An 18,962-nucleotide genomic window follows, 5' to 3' on the forward strand; every position below is an offset into this window, starting at 1 on the left:
CTCTCATATCCTTTCATTAAACAAATATTTCTGGTTTGTATTTATCCTTTAAGCTGTCAATTACTGCCTTAAATGCGTTCATTTGTTTAATTTGCATAACATGAGCACGCACTTCATCTTTAACTTCGTCAAATGATCTAGCTTTTGCATCATTAATCTCATTTAACTTGATTATATGGTAGCCAAATTGAGTCTTAACTGGCTCAGAAATTTCTCCAAGACTCATTGAGAATACCTTGTCGTCAAATTCCTTAACCATTTGTCCTCTGTGGAATGTACCTAAGTCTCCACCATTAGCCTTAGATGGGCATGCAGAGTGTTCTTGAGCAAGGCTAGCAAAGTCCTCACCATTATCAATTTTAGCCTTGATATCCTTTGCTTTATCTTCACTATCAACTAAGATGTGGCTAGCAGATCTTGATTCAGGTTCAGAAAATTCATCCTTAAATTCATTATAATAGTTTTTAAGTTCTTCATCTGTCGCTTCTTCACATTCAAGAGCCTTTTTAAAAGCCATATTAGTTAAGATGTTTTCTTTAGCCTTTTCCATCTCAGCTTTATATTCTTCACTCTCGTCTAGTTTTTCATCGATAGCATTATTATATAACATCGCTTGATTAACCATCTCTTCAACTAATTTTTTAACTCCGTCCTTTGATTGGAACTGCATAGTTAGTTGTGGTCCAAGCATATTTGCAAAGTTTACAACGTCTTCTTTTTTAATTTCTTTGCCGCATACTTTAGCGACTACTTCCTTATTTATTTCCAAAATATCCTCCTTAAAATTTAATCTTTCACATATTTATATTATCATATAAATTATTATTTTGCAAGACTATTTTTAATCTTCAAAATGTGTTATAATACTTATGAGAGGTGATTTTATGAAATATTTACTAGGTGGAGAGAACGAAAAAGCATATTTGAACTCTAAGATGCTAAATAGACACGGCATCATAGCTGGAGCGACTGGTACTGGTAAGACTGTTACTTTAAAAGTAATTAGTGAGATGCTTAATAACGATGGTATCAACACATTCATTACCGATGTTAAAGGCGACATTATGAGTCTAGCTGAGAATGGCGAGAGAAATGATAAGATCGACGAAAGACTTAATAAGCTTGGTATAGATGACTACCAAGTTGATAGCTTCCCTGTTGAAATTTTTGATATATATAAAAGAGGTGTTCCGCTAAGAGCATCTGTTACTGATATAGGTCCAGTTTTACTATCTAAGATGCTTGGACTGAATGATGTACAAAGCGGCGTCATCGATGTTATGTATAAAATTGCCGACGAGAACGGTCTAAAACTTATTGATTTTAAAGATTTAAAGATTATGCTTAAGTATATGGCGGACTTCTCTAGTGATATTTCAAGTAAATATGGCAATGTAGCTAAGCAAAGTATAAATGCTATACAAAGAACTCTTATTAGATTTGAAAATGAAGGTGCGATTGACTTCTTCGGCGAACCATCTTTCGATGTAGATGATTTATTAGTGAAAAATGGTGAAAAAGGCACAGCAAACATACTTAACTGTACAGAGCTCTACCTTAACTCAAAGATGTATCAATCAGTTGTAATCTATCTACTTAGTCAGATATTTACTAGTCTTGATGAAGTTGGTGACCTTGATAAACCTAAACTAGTATTATTCTTAGATGAGGCTCACTTAATTTTTAAAGACTTGAATAAAAAGATGCTTGAAAACATCGTTACTATTATCAAGCTTATCAGGTCTAAGGGTGTTGGCATCTTCTTTGTTACGCAAAACCCTAAGGATATACCTGAAGAAGTTTTAAGCCAGCTATCTAACAGGATCGAACATGCTTTAAGAGCCTACACTCCTAATGAAATTAAGAATGTTAAATATGCTGCAGATAGTTTTAGAAAAAATCCAAACTTCGACAGTGAAAAAGCTATACTTAATCTAAAAACTGGTGAAGCCTTGGTCTCAACGCTTAATGAAGATGGCGAGCCATCCATAGCTGAGATAACTCTTATAAGGCCACCTATGTCAAAGATTGGTATGATAGATGAAGCTGTGTTTAATGACATTATTAATAGTTCAGATTTTAACTCTAAGTACAAAGAGCCAATTGACAGAGAATCAGCATACGAGATACTTAGTGAAAGATACATCCAAATCAATAAAGAAATGGAAGCAGAAAAAGCAGAAAAAGATGCACAAAAAGAATACAGAACAAAACAAAATCAAAAGAAGAGAAATGAAAGTACTGCCGATAAAATGTTAAAGAGAGTCTTCAGTGCCTTTACTTATCAAATAGGTAGAACCGTTGCAAGAGACATAATGAATACGATTAAAAGAAAAAAATAATTTATAAATCAATGGCCAGAGCATTTGCTCTGGCCTTTTACTTGCAAAAAAAGACTAGAGCATCTGCCCTAGTCTTAGTTAATTTATATTCTTTCAACAAATATCTTTACAGTCTTACCATTTAAGTCTGTTTCTTCTACATCAAGTTCTTTGTATTCAATGCTATCTGCAACTGTTTCTTTTAGTATAAAGTCTTTGAACTTTTCAAAGATAGCTTTCAAATCATCATTTGCATCAACATAGATCTTTATCTTGTCTAGTACATCAAAGTCATTTTGCTTTCTAAGTTGTTGTACCTTTGATATAAACTCTCTTAAGTAGCCTTCATCAAGAAGTTCACCTGTTAACTTAGTATCAAGTATGATAAAGACACCATTTTCCATTTCAACATTAAAGCCTTCTTTGGACTCAATTCTTACATCTACATAATCTTTTTTGATTTTAGTCGCTTCGCCATTAAGCTCAACTGTTTGATCAGCGTGGTCAAGCTTGTCCACAAAGTCTATGCTATCAACATTTAATAGATATTTAGTGAAGTCCTTAATCTTTGATCCAAGTATTGAGCCAGCAACTTTGAAGTTCGGCTTCAAGTTGAAGTTCATGTACTTTTTCAAATCATCTTCGTAGTAAACGTGCTTAACATTAAGCTCTTCCTTGATTAAGTCAGTTAAGTCCTCTAAGTCTTCCCTATACTTACCGTCGATAACTATCTCGTTAAGAGGTATTCTTACCTTGATCTTAGCGTTTTCTCTTGATGATCTACCAAGTTTAACAAGTGTACGAACTAGATCCATCTTGTAAATAAGTTTTTCATCGACTAGGTCTTTATTAGCCTTTGGATAATAGTCTATGTGAACTGATTCTAAATCGCCAAGTCTTTGATAGAATTCTTCTGCTGTATATGGAGCAAATGGAGCTATGACCTTAGATACTCCAAGAAGTATTTCGTAGGTTGTTTGTAAAACTGCCTTCTTGTCATCATCAAGCTCTGTAGCCCAGAATCTTCTTCTTGAACGTCTGATATACCAGTTTGATATATCTTCAACAACAAAGTCTTGTATCATTCTAACTACATTTGTTAGCTCAAACTTATCCATCTCTTCTTCGATATTTAGAAGAAGTTTGTTATATTTAGCAAGTATCCACTTGTCTATATCGCTTCTCTTTTCATATGGCACGTCTAATGTCTTTGGATCAATGCCATCAGTTTGTAAATACATGTAGAAGAAGTTATATACATTTCTAAGTGTGTTAAAGAATTTTGAGCTAATATCTTTTAGACCATCTACATCGACTTTCTTAGTAGTCCAAGCTGGTGATACGTATAATAGATACCATCTTACAGCATCTGCACCATATTCATCAAATAGCTCGAATGGGTCTATGGTATTGCCCCTGCTTTTACTCATCTTTTTGCCGTACTTATCAAGTACTAAGTTGTTTACAAGAACGTTTTTATATGGAGCCTTGCCAGTCATATATGTTGATATAGCAAGTAAGCTGTAGAACCAGCCTCTTGTTTGGTCTATACCTTCACAGATGAAGTCTGCTGGGAACTTGTGGTCAAAGTCATCAGTATGCTCGAATGGATAGTGCCATTGGCTAAATGGCATTGCGCCTGAGTCAAACCAAACGTCGATTACATCCTTTTCTCTAGTCATCTTGCCATGACAGTGTGGACACTCTAGATGAACGTCGTCAACATATGGTCTGTGCAATTCGATATTTTCATCTATATCTTCAATAGCTTTTTCCTTAAGCTCTTTTCTTGAGCCAACGCTTTCCATGTGACCGCAGTCTTCGCACTTCCAAATTGGTAGTGGTGTTCCCCAGTATCTTGATCTAGATAGAGCCCAATCCTTTAGGTTATCTAACCAGAAACCAAATCTCTTTTCACCAACATAGTCTGGATACCAATTAACAGTATTGTTATTTTCAACAATTTTATCTTTAAACTTAGTTACTTCTATATACCAAGATGGTTTTGCATAATAAAGAAGTGGTGTGTGGCATCTCCAGCAATGTGGATAGTTGTGCTCAATCTTTTGTTTTCTGTATAATTTATTTTCTTTCTTTAATTCATCAATGATTAATGGGTCAGCATCCATAACCCACATGCCATTCCAAGGAGTATCTGTGAACTTACCTTCTTCATCAACTGGATTAAGAACTGGTAAATCATATCTTCTAGATGTGTTATAGTCGTCTTCACCAAAAGCTGGTGCTGTGTGAACTATACCAGTACCATCTTCCATAGTAACGTAATCAGCCTCTGTTATGAAGAAGGCTTTTTTATCGCATGGTAAATATGGTAATAATTGTTCGTACTCTCCACCAACTAGGTCTGAGCCTTTCATCTCAGCTATTATTTCATAATTTTCTGCATCTTTTTCAAGTGCTTGTTTGAAAAGTGCCTTAGCTAAGTAAAGTATCTCGCCATTTTCTTTGTGTTTTATCTTTATATAATCAAAATCTTTATTAACTGTTAAGCTTACGTTTGAAGGAAGTGTCCATGGTGTTGTTGTCCATGCAAGATAGTACTCGTTATCAGTACCTTTCTTTTTGAACTTGACATAAGCTGATTCAGTTTTAATCATCTCATAGCCTTGAGCTACTTCATGTGAAGCAAGTCCTGTACCGCATCTTGGGCAATAAGGCATAATCTTGTGACCTTCATAAATTAGTCCATCCTTAAACATCTTATCAAGTATATGCCAAGTAGATTCGATGTAGTCATTATCAAGAGTTATATATGGATTGTCAAGATCGATTAGATAAGCCATCTTTTCAGTCATCTGTCTCCATAGTGACTCATACTTAAATACTGACTCTTTACATTTTTCATTAAACTCTTTTACGCCATACTTTTCTATATCTTGTTTATTATGAAGTCCTAATTGTTTTTCAGTTTCAATTTCAACAGGTAGTCCGTGTGTATCCCAACCGGCTTTTCTGTTTACGTAGTAGCCTTGCATAACCTTATATCTGCAGACAGAGTCCTTTAGTGTTCTACCACTTACGTGATGTATACCAGGCTTGCCATTAGCAGTTGGTGGGCCTTCGAAGAAAACATATCTATTGTCCTTATCTCTTTTATCGTTTGTTAATTTAAGTAGATCGATACTCTTCCAATATTCAGATATTTGATGTTCTCTATCGGCTACGCGATCATTTGATAAAGCTTTTAAGTCCATAATTACCTCCTTGAAGCTTCGTACTTTGCTTCTATTTCTTTTCTAAGTTTATATACAAGCGTCTCACTATCAAGTTCTACGCTATTATAATCAATATTTTCGCCCTTTTTAATGTCTCTACTAAGGACTGCGCCTTCGTTTATGACGGATATAGGCACTAAATTCTTTTCTCTTGACTTTTCAAAGTCTATGCACTTGCCATAAAAAGTGTAGCCTCCGATGTAATCAAGCTTCTCGCCTTTCTTCATGTCCTTCTTAGCAATAGCAACTACATCTGAGTATGGTATTTCAGATATAGGTTTTATAGCTTCGAGCTTGTCGAAATGTGCCTTTAATACTGTATTTATAGTCTCTATGCTGGTCAAATGGTAAGGTCTGTATAAAACATAATTTGGACCTTCGCCCATCTTTAGAAATCTCATTAAGTGATCAATCTTCTTCAAGTCGCTCTTAACTATGACAAAGACGCCTGGCGCTATGCCATTGACATAATCAACTATGCCGTATGAATTAAGCACGCCGCCTTCTGATTTAAGACAAAGTTTCTTGTCGAGCGATTTGATATCGGATTTGATTCCGTGTCCGCCATCGACATCCACTCTAAATCCAGTCGCATTACTCATAGTAGCCATCTCGACCATGGTCTTAGTGCCATCTACAAAGCTTGCTAGCATCTCTTTTTTAATTCCCTTTTCTTTGGCAGATTCACTTACTGTGTCTGGATTAGCTTCTAAATCGACTACATTGTTCTTTCCTTTGCCAATGGCTAAAACATCAAAGCCCATTATTTTAGCTTCATTGTAAAGCTCAAGAACTGTTCCTGGCTCGTCTCCATCTATGCCTGTATATATAAGTCCTTTTTCTTCAGCTATCTTTGAAAACACTGTTCCAACGCAGACATCGCTCTCTAGATTGAATGTAATTACGTTTTTGCCATTCATTAAAGCGTTGTAACTGATTTCAGTGCCGACAATTGGCTCACCTGTCGCATCTATTACATAATCAATGTGCTCTGATTTGTATAAAAGCTCTTTGTCCTCACATATATAATACTTATTTAAATCACTAATTTCGTCAGCGCTAGTGATTTTAATAATATCTTCTCTAGCAATACCCGCTGCAAGATAAGCATCAATCGCATCTTCAATATGTCTTGAAGATATTAATAAGGGATTTAAAACCCCGCTTTGTATATATTGACTTACCAGCGCCTTACCCATAAAGCCGGCTCCTAGTAAGGAAACATTTATCTTTTTACCTTTTTCTTTATATTCATAAAATTTCTTTTGATAATTTATCAAGCCTTCCACCTCGATCTTATATCGTCATATGCCGCCATGGCAGATAACCACGCAAAGCTTAGATTGTAGCCTCCACATGGGCCGTCTATGTCAATTACCTCCCCGATGAAGTATAGTCCATGAACTTTCTTTGACTCCATAGTCTTATTATTTATCTCTTTACTAGCTACTCCACCAAGGCTTATCTGGCCAATGCCATAGCCTTTATTTTTTATAATATCTAATTCAAAATCTTTTAATATTTTTATTATTTTATGTAAATCATTATCGCTTAAATCCTTAGCAAGCATTTCTTTAGCAAGGCCAAGTCTATCTATCACAGGAATTATAAGCCTTTTGTGTATAAGACCAATAAAAAATTCATCCAGACTCTTGTGCCCTAAATCTTTTCTTCTTTCGCTTAATAAAGCAAACATTTCTTCTTCAGTAAAAGTATAAAAAAAGTCTATGCTAAATTTATAAGCACTTTCCTTGCCCTTAATGTATCTAGATAATTGAAAGACTGTTGGCCCCGATAAACCATATTTTGTAAATAAAACATCATCTACATCATCTTTAATAATCTTACCTGCTTTTTTTAAACTTAGTTTTGCTTTTACTCTAAATCCATCTAAGTGCTTTAAGTACTTATAATCACACTCGTATGGTACTAGTGCTGGCTTTGTATCAATTACAAATATACCAAGCTCTTTTATTTGCTTAAATAGATTGGCGTCTGAACCAAATTTCGGCATAGCAGCGCCGCCACAAGCTATAACTAAGCTCTTGCTCTTGTAAATATTTGCGTTTTGATCCTTAAGTATAAAGATATCACCATCTTTATGAAAGCTTTTTACAAAGACATCAGTTTTTATATCTATATTATTTCTATCATTTTCATATCTAAGTACGTCAAGGACGCTTGATGCTTGTAATGACATAGGATAGACTCTATCATCCTCCATATATGGATATATGCCCATGGCTTTGAACTTTTCTAAAATTACCTCATAGCCATATTTCTCAATCATATATGAAGTAAAGTTCTTATCGTTATAAAGGTTTTCATTAAGCTTAGTGTTAGTATAGTTGCACCTGCCATTGCCAGTAGTAAGGAGCTTTTTGCCGACTCTATCGTTCCGCTCAAGCATAAGTATATTTAATTTATCCTTATTAAGAGCCCCAAAAAATAGTGCTGCTGCACCTGCTCCTATGACTATAGCATCATATGTCAATTCTATCCACCACTTCTTTTAATATCTTTCCAAAACCCTCATGAAAAACAAGTTTTGCATATCTATCGTAAGATGTTTTATCCTTATTTATAATTACTAAATTGTCTGAATTAAAGTATCTAATTAGTCCCGCTGCTGGATATACCTTTAGTGATGTCCCAGCAACTAAAAGCAAATCAGCCATAGATATTTCATTTATAGCTTCAGACATAACATTATTGTCTAGTGCCTCTCCGTATAAAACAACATCCGGCTTAATCAATGCGCCGCACTCATCACAAGTACAAGCACCTTTTGAGTGCTTGATATACATTGCGTCAAACTCTTTATGGCACTTAGTACAATAAGATCTGTTAATATTGCCGTGAAGCTCAATAACTTTCTTGCTGCCAGCGTCTTGATGTAGATTATCTATGTTTTGAGTGATAACTGCTTTTAATATACCCATCTCTTCAAGTCTTGCAAGCGCCTTATGTCCTTCGTTTGGCTTAACATTTTCGTAAATAACTTTATCTCTACAAAAGTCAAAGAATATATCCGGATGCGCATGATAAAATAAATTGCTCAAAACTACTTCTGGTTCATATCCTTCATAAAGCCTGTCATTGTAAAGGCCACCTGCTCCTCTAAAGTCAGGTATACCGCTCTCAGTCGAAACACCTGCACCTCCAAAGAAAACCATATGCTTTGATTTTTTTACTTCTTGGACCAAAAGATCAATATCAAGCATCCTTCTTCACTCCATTAAGAATAGCATTTAATAAAATACCAACTATAGCTGCTAAGCTTAGTCCGTTAAGACTGATACTTTCAGTTATAGGAAGCTCTATAGTAAAGCCGAACAGCTCTTTAAATAAACCGCCTGAAAATCCTATGAAAAGAATTGCTGCCATAACTATGATATTTTTTATATTTAATTTAACATGATTATCTCTAATGTTTCTAAAACCAATAAAGCCTATCATTGAGAATAGCATAATTGATATGCCACCCATAACTGCTTGTGGTATAGTTCTTAAGAAACCTCCAAGCTTGCCAACAAAGCCTAGGATGATGGCAAAGACTGCTGCAAGTCTTAGTATTGATGGATCGTAGTTCTTTGTAATAGCTAAAACTCCTGTATTTTCGCCATAAGTAGTGTTAGCTGGTCCACCTATAAGTGAAGCAAATACTGTTGCTAAACCATCGCCAAGTAAAGTTCTGTTAAGACCTGGATCTTCTACAAAGTTTTGTCCAACTACTGCTCCATTAGTAGTGATATCGCCTAAGTGTTCCATAAATACAGCAAATATTATTGGAACAATGATTATAATGGCTTCAATATTAAACAGTGGCAAAGTAAAGTTTGGCACCGCAAAATATTGAGCATTATTAATTTGTGTAAAGTCAACAAGATTTAAAGCAACTGATAGTATATAGCCAAATATTACTGCAACGAGTATAGATATTTGCTTTAAGAAACCTTTAACTAAATATGGCCAAGCTACAGCAACTGCAAGTGTAAGTCCAGCTACTATATATGATGTCTTCGCCATATTAAACGCTGTTGGCAATAGATTGAAGCCTATAACTATAATCATAGGTCCAATTACTTGTGGTGGTAGTATCTTTTGTATTTTTTCTATGCCTATGCCTCTAATGAAGAACGAAAATAATACATAGACTAAACCTGCTACCAGCATACCGCCTTGAGCGTATCTAAGATCGCCATATTGCTCAGCTACTTGCACTATAACTGGTATAAATGCAAATGATGAACCCAAAAATACTGGCACTTTTTTCTTTGTGCAATAGTGGAATATAAGTGTACCACAGCCAGCACTGAAAAGTGCTACAGAAGGATCAAGTCCTGTAAGTATAGGAACTAAAACTGTAGCCCCAAACATAGCAATCAAGTGTTGCAAAGCTAAAATCGATTTCTTAATACTAAGAGATGCTTTCATCTTATGCCTCCAATTCTTTTAATTTTTCTGCTTGTTCGTGAGTTAGTAGAGCGTCTATCATCTCATCTAAATCCCCGTTCAAAAAGTCTTCCAATCTATATAAAGTTAAATTGATTCTATGATCAGTTACTCTTCCTTGTGGGAAATTATATGTTCTAATTCTTTCAGATCTGTCTCCTGAACCTACTTGGCCCTTTTTAAGCTTAGCTAGTTCATCATTTTGTTCTTGTAGCATCTTGTCATATAGTCTTGATTTAAGAACCTTCATTGCTTTTTCTTTGTTCTTTAATTGTGATTTTTCGTCTTGGCAAGTAACTACAAGTCCTGTAGGAACGTGAGTGATTCTAACAGCAGAGTCAGTTGTGTTAACGCATTGTCCGCCGTGACCACTAGCTCTATAAACGTCTATCTTTAAATCGTTTTCATTGATTTCTATCTCAACGTCATCAGCTTCAGGCATAACAGCAACAGTAGCTGCTGATGTGTGTATACGACCGGAGGCTTCTGTTTCAGGAACTCTTTGAACTCTGTGAACGCCTGATTCGTGTTTTAGTCTTGAGTAAGCGCCTTTACCATTTATCATAAAGATAACTTCCTTAAAGCCGCCTATACCAGTTTCGTTCGTACTCATGACTTCAGTTTTGTAGCCTCTCTTGTCAGCGTACATAGAATACATTCTAAATAAGTCTCCAGCAAATAGTGCAGCTTCTTCGCCGCCTATACCGCCTCTAATTTCTACGATAACGTTCCTATCGTCATTAGGGTCCTTTGGTATAAGCATAATTTTAAGGTCTTCTTCGGCCTTAGCAATATTTTCTTGTAAATTCTTTAAATCTTCCTTAGCAAGTTCCCTCATCTCATCATCAAGGTTCTCGCCAAGCATCTCTTCAGTATCCTTAAGTTCATTTAAATAACCTTGATACTCTTTATATCTATCAACTATTGGCTTTAAGTCAGAGTATTCCTTCATTGTCTTTTGATACTCTTTCATGTCCTTCAAAAGATCTGGATCCATGACTTTTTCGCCAAGTTCTTTATACTTGTCTTCAATAAAATTTAATTTTTCTAACATTTTCTCATCTCCTAAATGCAGGCAGAAACAAATCTATCAAAGCCTTCAAGGTCTTTGTAGATTTTAATATCTTTATAATTATTCTTTTCTAATATATCTTTTACAATATTTCCTTGATTGTATCCAATCTCGAAAAATACCATGCGTTTAATCTTTTCTCTAGCCTGTTTAATGATTTTCTCGTAGTATTCATAGCCCAAAGTTCCGCCTACTAAGGCAAGCTTTGGCTCCTTAAATATATCCTCTTCCAAGCCCATATATTCTTCACTAGATATATATGGTGGGTTCGATATTAGTATATCATAAGTTCCACTAATATTCTCAAATAAATCAGATAAAATGAAATTTATAGATAAATTGTTTAATTCAGAATTTTCCTTAGCTAAATTAAGTGCATCTTCAGAAATATCCGAGCAAGTAACATCAACTTTTGTATTTTCTTCTTTAATAGCAAGAGCTATAGCTCCAGTTCCCGTACACATGTCTAATACACTGTCATTTGGTTTTATAAAGCCATTAACAATGTCAATTAATTCCTCTGTACAAAACCTAGGTATCAACGCTCTTTCATCAGTTTTTAGAACAATGTTTCTAAAATACTTCTTGCCTATGATGTAAGCCATGGGCGTGTCATTTAACCTCCTATTAAGAAGCGCAAAAAACTCTTCTTCATTAATATCAAAATCTTTGTTCAAGCTTAAAAACAGCTTATCCTTGCCCGTTATATGCTCTAGAAGTATATATATCTCGCCCATTGGATTAAGTATATTTTTTCCCGATGCTTCAATATCAGCTAAAGCTTTTCTTATAATATCTTTAACTACCAAGCGTCTAAACCTTCTTCACTAGGTATTACTTCTTTAACCGCCGCTATCGCTACTTCAACCATATCGTCATCAGGCTCTTTGACAGTAGCAATCTTTTGTAACCATAGTCCTGGTTTAGCAACAGCCCTACAAAAGCCCACGTTATCGTACTTGCCTATGAGTCTATTGATCTCGTATGATATAGCAGCTACTAGTGGCAGAGCTATAATTCTTGAGACTACTCTCATTACTGGAGATGGCCATCCAAAGAATGACAGCACTACTATTGATACAAGCATAACCATAAACAAAAAGCTTGTTCCGCATCTTGGATGGTACTTGCTCATCTTTTGTACATTTTCAACAGTAAGATCAAGGCCATTCTCATAAGCGAAGATAGTTTTGTGCTCAGCGCCGTGGTACATGAATACTCTCTTTAAATCCTTTTGATTCGATATTAAACTTATATATACTAAAAATATAGATATCCTTATCAAGCCTTCAACAAAGTTTAGTAAGAATATATTATTGATTTTATCCTTTAAGAAGTTAGCTATGAATGTTGGAATTACAACAAAAAGTGCTATAGCTATAAAAAAAGAAAAAACAAAAGTAAAAATATTAAACAAAGTATCCTTAAATTTACTAGTTTCTTTTTTATCCTCTTCATCGTCATAAAAAGAGGCAGAATAATAGAGAGCTTTAGTGCCTTCAGACATTGAGTCCACAAGCTTAGATATACCTCTTATGAATGGTATCTTAAAGATGAGCTTATTATTTTTCTTGCTATCATCTTTTACACTTACCTCTATCTTGCCATCAGGTTTTCTAACGGCAATAGAAGTCTTCTCTGGTCCCTTCATAAGTATACCTTCGATTAAAGCTTGTCCACCTATACTTGTTTTAAAATTCTTTTTCATTTTTTTCACCTATATAATGAAAAATTAGCAGAAAAAAGTCTGCTAATTTTCGTCTTTTTTGTATCTCTTCTTGAATTTCTCTACACGGCCACCACGTTCAGTAAACTTTTGTTTACCTGTAAAGAATGGGTGACATTCAGAGCAAACTTCTACTTTTAACTCGTCTCTTGTTGATCCTGTAACGAATGTGTTGCCACATGCGCATGTAACAGTTACTTCTTTAAATTCTGGATGTATGTCCTTTTTCATTTTTTTCACCTCTCTTATCACATTAACCATTAGATTATATCATATAAGTATCAATATTTCAAGTATTTTTTATAAATTTTTTATAAATTTTCTTTCAATACATATTGTATATTACTTCATATCTATTTACTAAGACCAGCATCTCTCATCACTGCTTTTATAATTCTTTGATTTTCTAAATAGCCTGTCTTGTCCTCTTCACTCTCTTGAACAATTATATCTGGCACTGTTTGATCTAATTCGTTTATAGAACCAGACTCAGTTACACCCATTACATTTGAGAATCTCATAACAAAGGCCGTATTAGGAAGGTCTACTTGCATTGGGTCAAAGCCAATACCGTCACCACCTGTTCTGCTTCCTACCAAGGTAGCCAATTTAGTTTCTTTGCAAAATGAGGCAAGCATCTCAGCCGAAGAATAAACTCCATTATCTACTAAAAGATATATCTTTCCTTTGAAGTGAATAGAGTCTTCACTTGGCCCTATTATACTACCACCAACTAAATAGCCATCAAAATCTTTAAGAATATCTTTCACATCAATACTAAATGAAGACTTATCTAAAAATGTTTTTAAGTCATTATTAAAATGCATTTGTTCAAATATTTTTTTATATAATTCTCCTGATTTAATAAAAAGATAATCTTTTGTTTCGTATTTTTTATCTATTATTTTAGGAAGTAAAAAATCAGCCCAATATCTGCTGTCACCACCGCCATTGCCTCTTATATCGATTATTAAGAAAGGATAATCTTTTATTTCATTCAGATAATTAATAACAATGTCTCTATCTTGATTGATGTATTCCATACCTATAAGTGAGCTAATTCTGATATAAGCAAGTTTATCTTTAATTATATTCTCAGTCATAAGATTTTTAGAATAAGTCTTATTTACTTCATCGTCCTTCTTTATATTTGCATCGACATATTTCTTTACTGTTTCGTTATTAATATTGTATCTTCTTCGAACATTGTCTTTCTCATACATTTTAGCAATATCATGTCTCCAAGCATTCTTTGGCGTAGGATAATAATTGACATACATAAACATTGCATAATCTTCTGGCATTAAATGAGTATGTCTATTGTGAAGTTCGTCTAAAACAGAAGTCATTCTACTAAAGAAGTCTGCATCATTTTTTGATTCTGCAATATATGCTTCATACTTCTCTTTATTATTTAGCCAATCAACACCATATAATTTTTTATTAACTTCAAAAAATGGATAATGCTCTTTCAAGGTATTGTATGCGAAATTAAAATCTTCTATGTAATCCTCTTTACTTAAATTAAATTCTTTATGCTCCAAGTCTTTTAAATTAATTGCCCTTATGTCATTAGTCTTAGTGTTAATATAGTTATTATAAGAAAAAATTGATACTATTAATAATAGCATTATAAGACAAAATGATATGATAGCATTCTTCTTCATGATTTATAGCCCCCTCATTGCAAATTTATATCTATAAATATTGGCTGTATAATATCTATTGGGGAGTAAAACCTCAATAGATATTTTTTTGATAAAATTACAAAAAAAAGTTGCACTTGCACACATTTTATCCTATACTTAAAATACCACTACAACATAGGAGGTGTGTACAAGTGCAAGAATATAATACCATAAATTTGCTAGCTTGTAAAGATGTAGTTGTTAACAATTTTAAAGAAGGTGAAAATGTAGTAGTTATAGAAGCACAGACAAAAAAGTTAAAAAGCTGCCCATACTGTGGTTCTAAACATATCTGGGTTCATGATCACAGAACTCAAAAGATAAAAGATACACAGATGCATGGTAAAAAATGCATAATAAACCTAAGAAAAACTAGGTACAACTGTAAGTGCTGCGGGAAAAGAATTGATAGCAAAACAGAACTAGTAGCAAAGAAAATGACCATGACAAAAAGACTAGTAGCATCCATAGCTAGAGAGTTTAGAGAACTTTACTCAATAAAGTCAATATCAAGAAGATACTCAGTAAGCACATCAACAGTTACAAGAGTCCTATCTTACCTATCAGTAGAGAGAAAAAGTCTTCCAAAAGTACTTTTAATAGACGAGTTTAAAGGCGACAGCGGTTCATACAAGTATCAATGCTCACTTCTAGATGGCATAACACATGAAATCATAGACATAGTTAAAAGTAGGCAAGAAAATATTTTGTTTGAATACTTTAAAAACATACCAAAAGAAGAAAGAGAAAATGTAAAGATATTTGTTAGCGATATGTCAAAAACATTTAAAAACGTTAAAAACGCATACTTTAAAAACGCAGTACACATAGCAGACAAATATCACTTCGTAAGACAAGTCTCTTGGAGCTTAGAAAACGTAAGAAAGAGAATACAAAAAGATACATCAGCAGAAATGAGAATATACCTAAAAAGAAGTAAAAGCATACTTACAAAACCAATGCCAAAACTTAATGATGATCAAAAGCGAGAAGCAGCTCTAATGCTAGAGATAAGCGAAGAGCTAAGACTAGCATATGGCTTAAAAGAATCCTTCTATCAAGAAGTTCTAGTGCAGAAAAACAAAGAACAAGCACAATACAAGGTAAACGCATGGATAGACATATGTAAAAAATCAAAACTTAAAGAGTTTAAATCATGTATAACAGCCTTTACAAACTGGTCTGATGAAATTACAAACTCATTTGACTACAAACATTCAAATGGAGCACTAGAAGGAAAACATACAAAGATAAAGACACTAAAAAGAAACAGCTTTGGTATGAGAAACTTCGAGAGGTTCAGAAAAAGAATAATGCTTTTAGACTAAAATATATATATAAAACATCATAAAAACCTAATAAGCCTATATAGGTTTATTAGTCATGCAAAAATTACATAAATTTGTGTTATTTTAAGTATATAAATTAAAAACGTGCAAATGTTAGTTTTAACATAAAAAGAGAGACTTAAATCAATAAGTCTCCCCAATATTTGACATAGAGCCTAAATATTATATCACATACAGATTAATAATCAACTTAAAAAAATAAAAAAAACATACTGATTTAAAATCAATATGTTTTAGATATATATTATTTAATTAATTCTAATGAGTACTTTGTTGTTTCATAATTAAGCTTTGCTTGAAGTGCCTTCATCTTCTTTAAATTTTCTTCAAGTATCTCTTTTGCTTCTTCAAGTGAATGAAACTTAAGTATATTGTTGCCATCTATCTCTTTATTTTCTTTCAAATCATCTAAATCGTCATTAATTTGAAAGCTCATTGCAAATAGTCTTGAGAAGATTAATACGTTTTTCATTGTCTCTTCATCTTTGTCTGCTAATATGCACGGAACAAGAAAAGCTATATTAAAAAGTCTTCCTGTCTTATTAAGTATCATCGCCTTGTATTCATCATAAGTATATTCGCCTGTCTCGCCACTTTCCATGCGAATATCTTCTGACTGGCCAAGTATCATGCCTTTAATGCCTGATGATCTATACATATAGCTCATTGCTTTTAATATGTTTTTATTATCATTATCTCTAAGTTTGTGAGCTAAATACTCCATTGATAAGTTCAAAAGTGCATCACCGCACAAAATTGCGTTTGCTTCGCCAAATTTCTTGTGAACTGTGAATTTGCCGCGTCTATACTCATCGTTATCCATAGCTGGCAAATCATCATGAACTAAGGAGTAATTGTGTATTAGCTCAAGTGCGACTGCAAAGGCATTAATTAACTTCTTATCGAGCTCTAGCTCATTTCCAAGGCTATATAGTATAAAGGGTCTAAGTCTCTTGCCTGCATCGTATGAAGCGTATTCTATGGCCTCTGAGATGACGTCATCATTAAGGTAAGGCTTTAGCTCCATAGGAAGCCTCTTGTCAAAGGCCTCTTTAAATGTATTAATATTCATCATCGTCATAGTCCAGTTCGTCGTCACGTGCTTCGCCAAAGTCTTTGAATGAGTCTATAGTTTCAAAGTCATTGTCTTCAACGTCATAATCAATCTCTTTTGATAGATTTAAGTCGTCTATCTCAATCTTTTTAATTTTCATCTTAGCTTCGCTTAATTTTTTATTCAATTCTTTGTAAAGTTTAACCGCTTTTTCGAATTCATCTATGCTTTCATCCAAACTTAGCTCTTGACTTTGTAGTTTTTCAAGAATATCGTCTAAGTTATCTAATGTTTTTTCATAATTTAATGTCATTATTTACCTCCAACACATGAGCTTTAATACTGCTATTGTACGATTTAATAAATATATCCGAGTCTACTTTTATATCATTAGCATCTTTTATGGTTTTATTATCTAAATCACATACTAAGAAGTAACCTCTTCTTAAAGTCTTGTAAATATCGTTTATTGTAAGCCTTAGCTTAAACTTTTGCAAATCCTCTGTCATAGCGCTCAGCTTATTGTTCATAGCTTGATTAATATTAACAATTCTCTTGTCAATGGTGTTGTTCGCTTCGTCTATCCTTTTACTTACGGATGAATAAATTAGTCTTGAAGCAAGCATATCGACTTTTTTCTCCTTCGCATAAATGTACTTATCCATCTCTTTTTTAATTAATATCATAAGATTATTTGTCTTTGAATAAAAATTATCAATTAGGGTTTTAGTGTTTAAGCTATTAATCAAATCTCTTTTGTTCTTTAAATTGGCTTCTTCACTTGAAATATAGTGATTCATTAAAAAACTTATCTGTATTATGCTTTGATCAAGCATATCAGGTAGTTCATAATAGTACTTGGATATAATTTCAGCCGCCTCAGATGGCGTTGCGCATCTCTTATCTGCTACAAGATCAGCTATAAAGCTATCTATCTGGTGACCAACAGCTGTCATAACAGGAATCTTTGATGCAAATATCTTTCTCGCCATGCTCTCATCGTTAAAAACAGCTAGTTCTTCGTAACTGCCGCCGCCTCTTGCAATAAGAATGAGATCAACATCGTTCTTTTGATTGAAGTAATCCAGTCCACTGTTAATATTAGCTACAGCCATATCCCCTTGAACGAAGGAGTCATATAAAATTATGTCAATCATATTTGTCCTTCGTCTAAGCACCTTTACTATATCTCTAAAGCCGGCACTTGTTGATGAAGCGATTAAGCCAAGTCTTCTAGGGTACTTTGGTATTTCTTGTTTAAATTCTTCGTCAAAAAGGCCTTCCTTTTCAAGCTTTTCAAGCGTTTTTCTAAACTCTCTCTTAAGCTTACCTATACCAAGCTCTTCCACATAATCAACATTGATCTGGTAAGTGCTGTTTTGGTCGTAAGTAGATATCTTTCCTTTGATAAAGACCTTCATGCCATTCTCAAGCGTGATCTCTTCTTCATTCTTATAACAATAGAAGGCGCACTTAATCTTGGAGCTCTCATCCTTAATCAAAAAATATAAATGGCCCGAATTGTTTTTCTTATAATCAGCAACTTCCCCTTCAACGTATATCTCTTGCAAAAGAAAATCGCTGTCCAGAACGTCCTTTATGTAGTCGTTAAGAGCCGTTACCGTGAATTTATTCATGGTAATAGTTCCTTACGTAATCACCAAGTATAGCGTTAATAAATTTGTATGAGTTATCGTCTGAGAAGTTCTTTGCAATTTCTACTATATCGTTGATAATAATTTGATAAGCAATTTCTTCTTCTATATATATTTCAAAGATGGCAAGTCTTAGTAGTGCTCTGTCAATGTATGATAGTCTTTCAAGCTTAGCATCTTTAAACGCTTTTTTAAGTTCTGTATCAATTAGATCGACATTCTCAATAAATTTCTCAAGTCTATTACTAAGCTTCATTTTATTCTCATCACTTATCTCAAGCGCTTCAAAATACCCATCTAAATCACTTACTGAAGTATATTTATTTAGGTCAATTTGATATATTGCATTCATTAAATTTAATCTAGTCTTGTCGTATGACATATTATCCCTCACTTAGAAGGCAGC

General features: G+C 33.8%; 17 protein-coding genes. 2 read left to right on the plus strand and 15 right to left on the minus strand.

The genetic code is table 11. The features are described 5' to 3' along the window. Positions 1-16: 16 nt before the first annotated feature. Entirely contained in the window at positions 17-769 is a 753-nt protein-coding gene (locus BN3004_RS06705) for a peptidyl-prolyl cis-trans isomerase (RefSeq protein WP_058260425.1), read from the minus strand. Positions 770-884: 115 nt separating this feature from the next. Here BN3004_RS06705 and BN3004_RS06710 point away from each other — a divergent pair, with 115 nt between their 5' ends. Continuing rightward, the gene (locus tag BN3004_RS06710; protein ID WP_058260426.1) at positions 885-2,342 is read left to right on the plus strand and encodes a helicase HerA-like domain-containing protein; all 1,458 of its coding nucleotides are present in this window, start codon (positions 885-887) and stop codon (positions 2,340-2,342) included. A gap of 83 nt (positions 2,343-2,425) precedes the next feature. Here BN3004_RS06710 and ileS read toward each other — a convergent pair whose 3' ends face one another. The 10 genes from ileS to BN3004_RS06760 form a co-directional block, all read right to left on the minus strand. After that, positions 2,426-5,536, minus strand: coding sequence for an isoleucine--tRNA ligase (gene ileS / locus BN3004_RS06715; protein ID WP_058260427.1), 3,111 nt, complete (start codon positions 5,534-5,536; stop codon positions 2,426-2,428). 2 nt (positions 5,537-5,538) lie between these two features. Then, positions 5,539-6,837, minus strand: a complete 1,299-nt coding sequence (locus BN3004_RS06720) for an NAD(P)H-dependent oxidoreductase (RefSeq protein ID WP_058260428.1) — start codon at positions 6,835-6,837, stop codon at positions 5,539-5,541. After that, positions 6,834-8,051, minus strand: a complete 1,218-nt coding sequence (locus BN3004_RS06725; protein WP_058260429.1) for a BaiN/RdsA family NAD(P)/FAD-dependent oxidoreductase — start codon at positions 8,049-8,051, stop codon at positions 6,834-6,836. Before BN3004_RS06725 ends, BN3004_RS06720 begins: the two co-directional genes overlap by 4 nt. After that, positions 8,041-8,781: an NAD-dependent protein deacylase gene (locus BN3004_RS06730; RefSeq protein ID WP_058260430.1), complete on the minus strand. Its 741-nt coding sequence runs from the start codon at positions 8,779-8,781 to the stop codon at positions 8,041-8,043. The genes BN3004_RS06725 and BN3004_RS06730 overlap by 11 nt, the downstream gene beginning before the upstream one ends. Continuing rightward, positions 8,774-9,994 carry a uracil-xanthine permease family protein gene (locus tag BN3004_RS06735; protein WP_058260431.1) on the minus strand — a complete coding sequence of 407 codons (1,221 nt, stop codon included), beginning with the start codon at positions 9,992-9,994 and terminating at the stop codon, positions 8,774-8,776. Before BN3004_RS06735 ends, BN3004_RS06730 begins: the two co-directional genes overlap by 8 nt. Position 9,995: 1 nt before the next feature. Continuing rightward, a complete protein-coding gene (gene prfA, locus BN3004_RS06740) occupies positions 9,996-11,066 on the minus strand; it encodes a peptide chain release factor 1 (RefSeq protein ID WP_058260432.1) in 1,071 nt (356 codons plus the stop codon). Between the two features lie 11 nt (positions 11,067-11,077). Next, positions 11,078-11,893 (minus strand): peptide chain release factor N(5)-glutamine methyltransferase, encoded by an 816-nt coding sequence (prmC, locus tag BN3004_RS06745; protein WP_058260433.1) that lies wholly within the window; start codon positions 11,891-11,893, stop codon positions 11,078-11,080. Further along, a complete protein-coding gene (locus BN3004_RS06750; RefSeq protein ID WP_058260434.1) occupies positions 11,887-12,792 on the minus strand; it encodes a DUF1385 domain-containing protein in 906 nt (301 codons plus the stop codon). The genes prmC and BN3004_RS06750 overlap by 7 nt, the downstream gene beginning before the upstream one ends. Positions 12,793-12,834: 42 nt before the next feature. Beyond that, positions 12,835-13,041 carry a 50S ribosomal protein L31 gene (gene rpmE / locus BN3004_RS06755; protein WP_019213484.1) on the minus strand — a complete coding sequence of 69 codons (207 nt, stop codon included), beginning with the start codon at positions 13,039-13,041 and terminating at the stop codon, positions 12,835-12,837. 122 nt (positions 13,042-13,163) lie between these two features. Beyond that, positions 13,164-14,477 carry a S41 family peptidase gene (locus BN3004_RS06760; protein ID WP_058260435.1) on the minus strand — a complete coding sequence of 438 codons (1,314 nt, stop codon included), beginning with the start codon at positions 14,475-14,477 and terminating at the stop codon, positions 13,164-13,166. 173 nt (positions 14,478-14,650) lie between these two features. Between BN3004_RS06760 and BN3004_RS06765 the strand changes: the two genes are divergently transcribed. Beyond that, complete coding sequence (locus tag BN3004_RS06765; RefSeq protein ID WP_058259271.1) at positions 14,651-15,826, plus strand: ISL3 family transposase; 1,176 nt, start codon at positions 14,651-14,653, stop codon at positions 15,824-15,826. A 265-nt stretch (positions 15,827-16,091) separates the two neighbouring features. Here BN3004_RS06765 and BN3004_RS06770 read toward each other — a convergent pair whose 3' ends face one another. Genes BN3004_RS06770 through nusB form a run of 4 tightly spaced genes read right to left on the minus strand, consistent with a single transcriptional unit; the run spans position 16,092 to position 18,938 of the window. Beyond that, on the minus strand, positions 16,092-16,922 hold the full coding sequence (locus BN3004_RS06770; RefSeq protein ID WP_058260436.1) for a polyprenyl synthetase family protein: 831 nt from the start codon (positions 16,920-16,922) through the stop codon (positions 16,092-16,094). Next, complete coding sequence (gene xseB, locus BN3004_RS08285) at positions 16,909-17,214, minus strand: exodeoxyribonuclease VII small subunit (protein ID WP_082244123.1); 306 nt, start codon at positions 17,212-17,214, stop codon at positions 16,909-16,911. The genes BN3004_RS06770 and xseB overlap by 14 nt, the downstream gene beginning before the upstream one ends. Beyond that, positions 17,198-18,538, minus strand: a complete 1,341-nt coding sequence (xseA, locus tag BN3004_RS06780; protein WP_058260437.1) for an exodeoxyribonuclease VII large subunit — start codon at positions 18,536-18,538, stop codon at positions 17,198-17,200. The genes xseB and xseA overlap by 17 nt, the downstream gene beginning before the upstream one ends. Next, positions 18,531-18,938, minus strand: coding sequence for a transcription antitermination factor NusB (nusB, locus tag BN3004_RS06785; RefSeq protein ID WP_058260438.1), 408 nt, complete (start codon positions 18,936-18,938; stop codon positions 18,531-18,533). The genes xseA and nusB overlap by 8 nt, the downstream gene beginning before the upstream one ends. Between the last annotated feature and the right edge of the window lie 24 nt (positions 18,939-18,962).

The sequence above is a fragment of the Fenollaria timonensis genome (assembly GCF_001457835.1).
Taxonomy (GTDB): Bacteria; Bacillota; Clostridia; order Tissierellales; family Peptoniphilaceae; genus Fenollaria; species Fenollaria timonensis.

Bases quoted from the DNA above. Each gene is read 5' to 3' on its own strand.
- rpmE (WP_019213484.1), bottom strand. From the start codon at position 13,041: ATGAAAAAGGACATACATCCAGAATTTAAAGAAGTAACTGTTACATGC.
- BN3004_RS06770 (WP_058260436.1), bottom strand. From the start codon at position 16,922: ATGATGAATATTAATACATTTAAAGAGGCCTTTGACAAGAGGCTTCCT.
- xseB (WP_082244123.1), bottom strand. From the start codon at position 17,214: ATGACATTAAATTATGAAAAAACATTAGATAACTTAGACGATATTCTT.
- BN3004_RS06730 (WP_058260430.1), bottom strand. From the start codon at position 8,781: ATGCTTGATATTGATCTTTTGGTCCAAGAAGTAAAAAAATCAAAGCAT.
- BN3004_RS06760 (WP_058260435.1), bottom strand. From the start codon at position 14,477: ATGAAGAAGAATGCTATCATATCATTTTGTCTTATAATGCTATTATTA.
- xseA (WP_058260437.1), bottom strand. From the start codon at position 18,538: ATGAATAAATTCACGGTAACGGCTCTTAACGACTACATAAAGGACGTT.
- ileS (WP_058260427.1), bottom strand. From the start codon at position 5,536: ATGGACTTAAAAGCTTTATCAAATGATCGCGTAGCCGATAGAGAACAT.
- BN3004_RS06710 (WP_058260426.1), top strand. From the start codon at position 885: ATGAAATATTTACTAGGTGGAGAGAACGAAAAAGCATATTTGAACTCT.
- prfA (WP_058260432.1), bottom strand. From the start codon at position 11,066: ATGTTAGAAAAATTAAATTTTATTGAAGACAAGTATAAAGAACTTGGC.
- BN3004_RS06735 (WP_058260431.1), bottom strand. From the start codon at position 9,994: ATGAAAGCATCTCTTAGTATTAAGAAATCGATTTTAGCTTTGCAACAC.
- BN3004_RS06750 (WP_058260434.1), bottom strand. From the start codon at position 12,792: ATGAAAAAGAATTTTAAAACAAGTATAGGTGGACAAGCTTTAATCGAA.
- nusB (WP_058260438.1), bottom strand. From the start codon at position 18,938: ATGTCATACGACAAGACTAGATTAAATTTAATGAATGCAATATATCAA.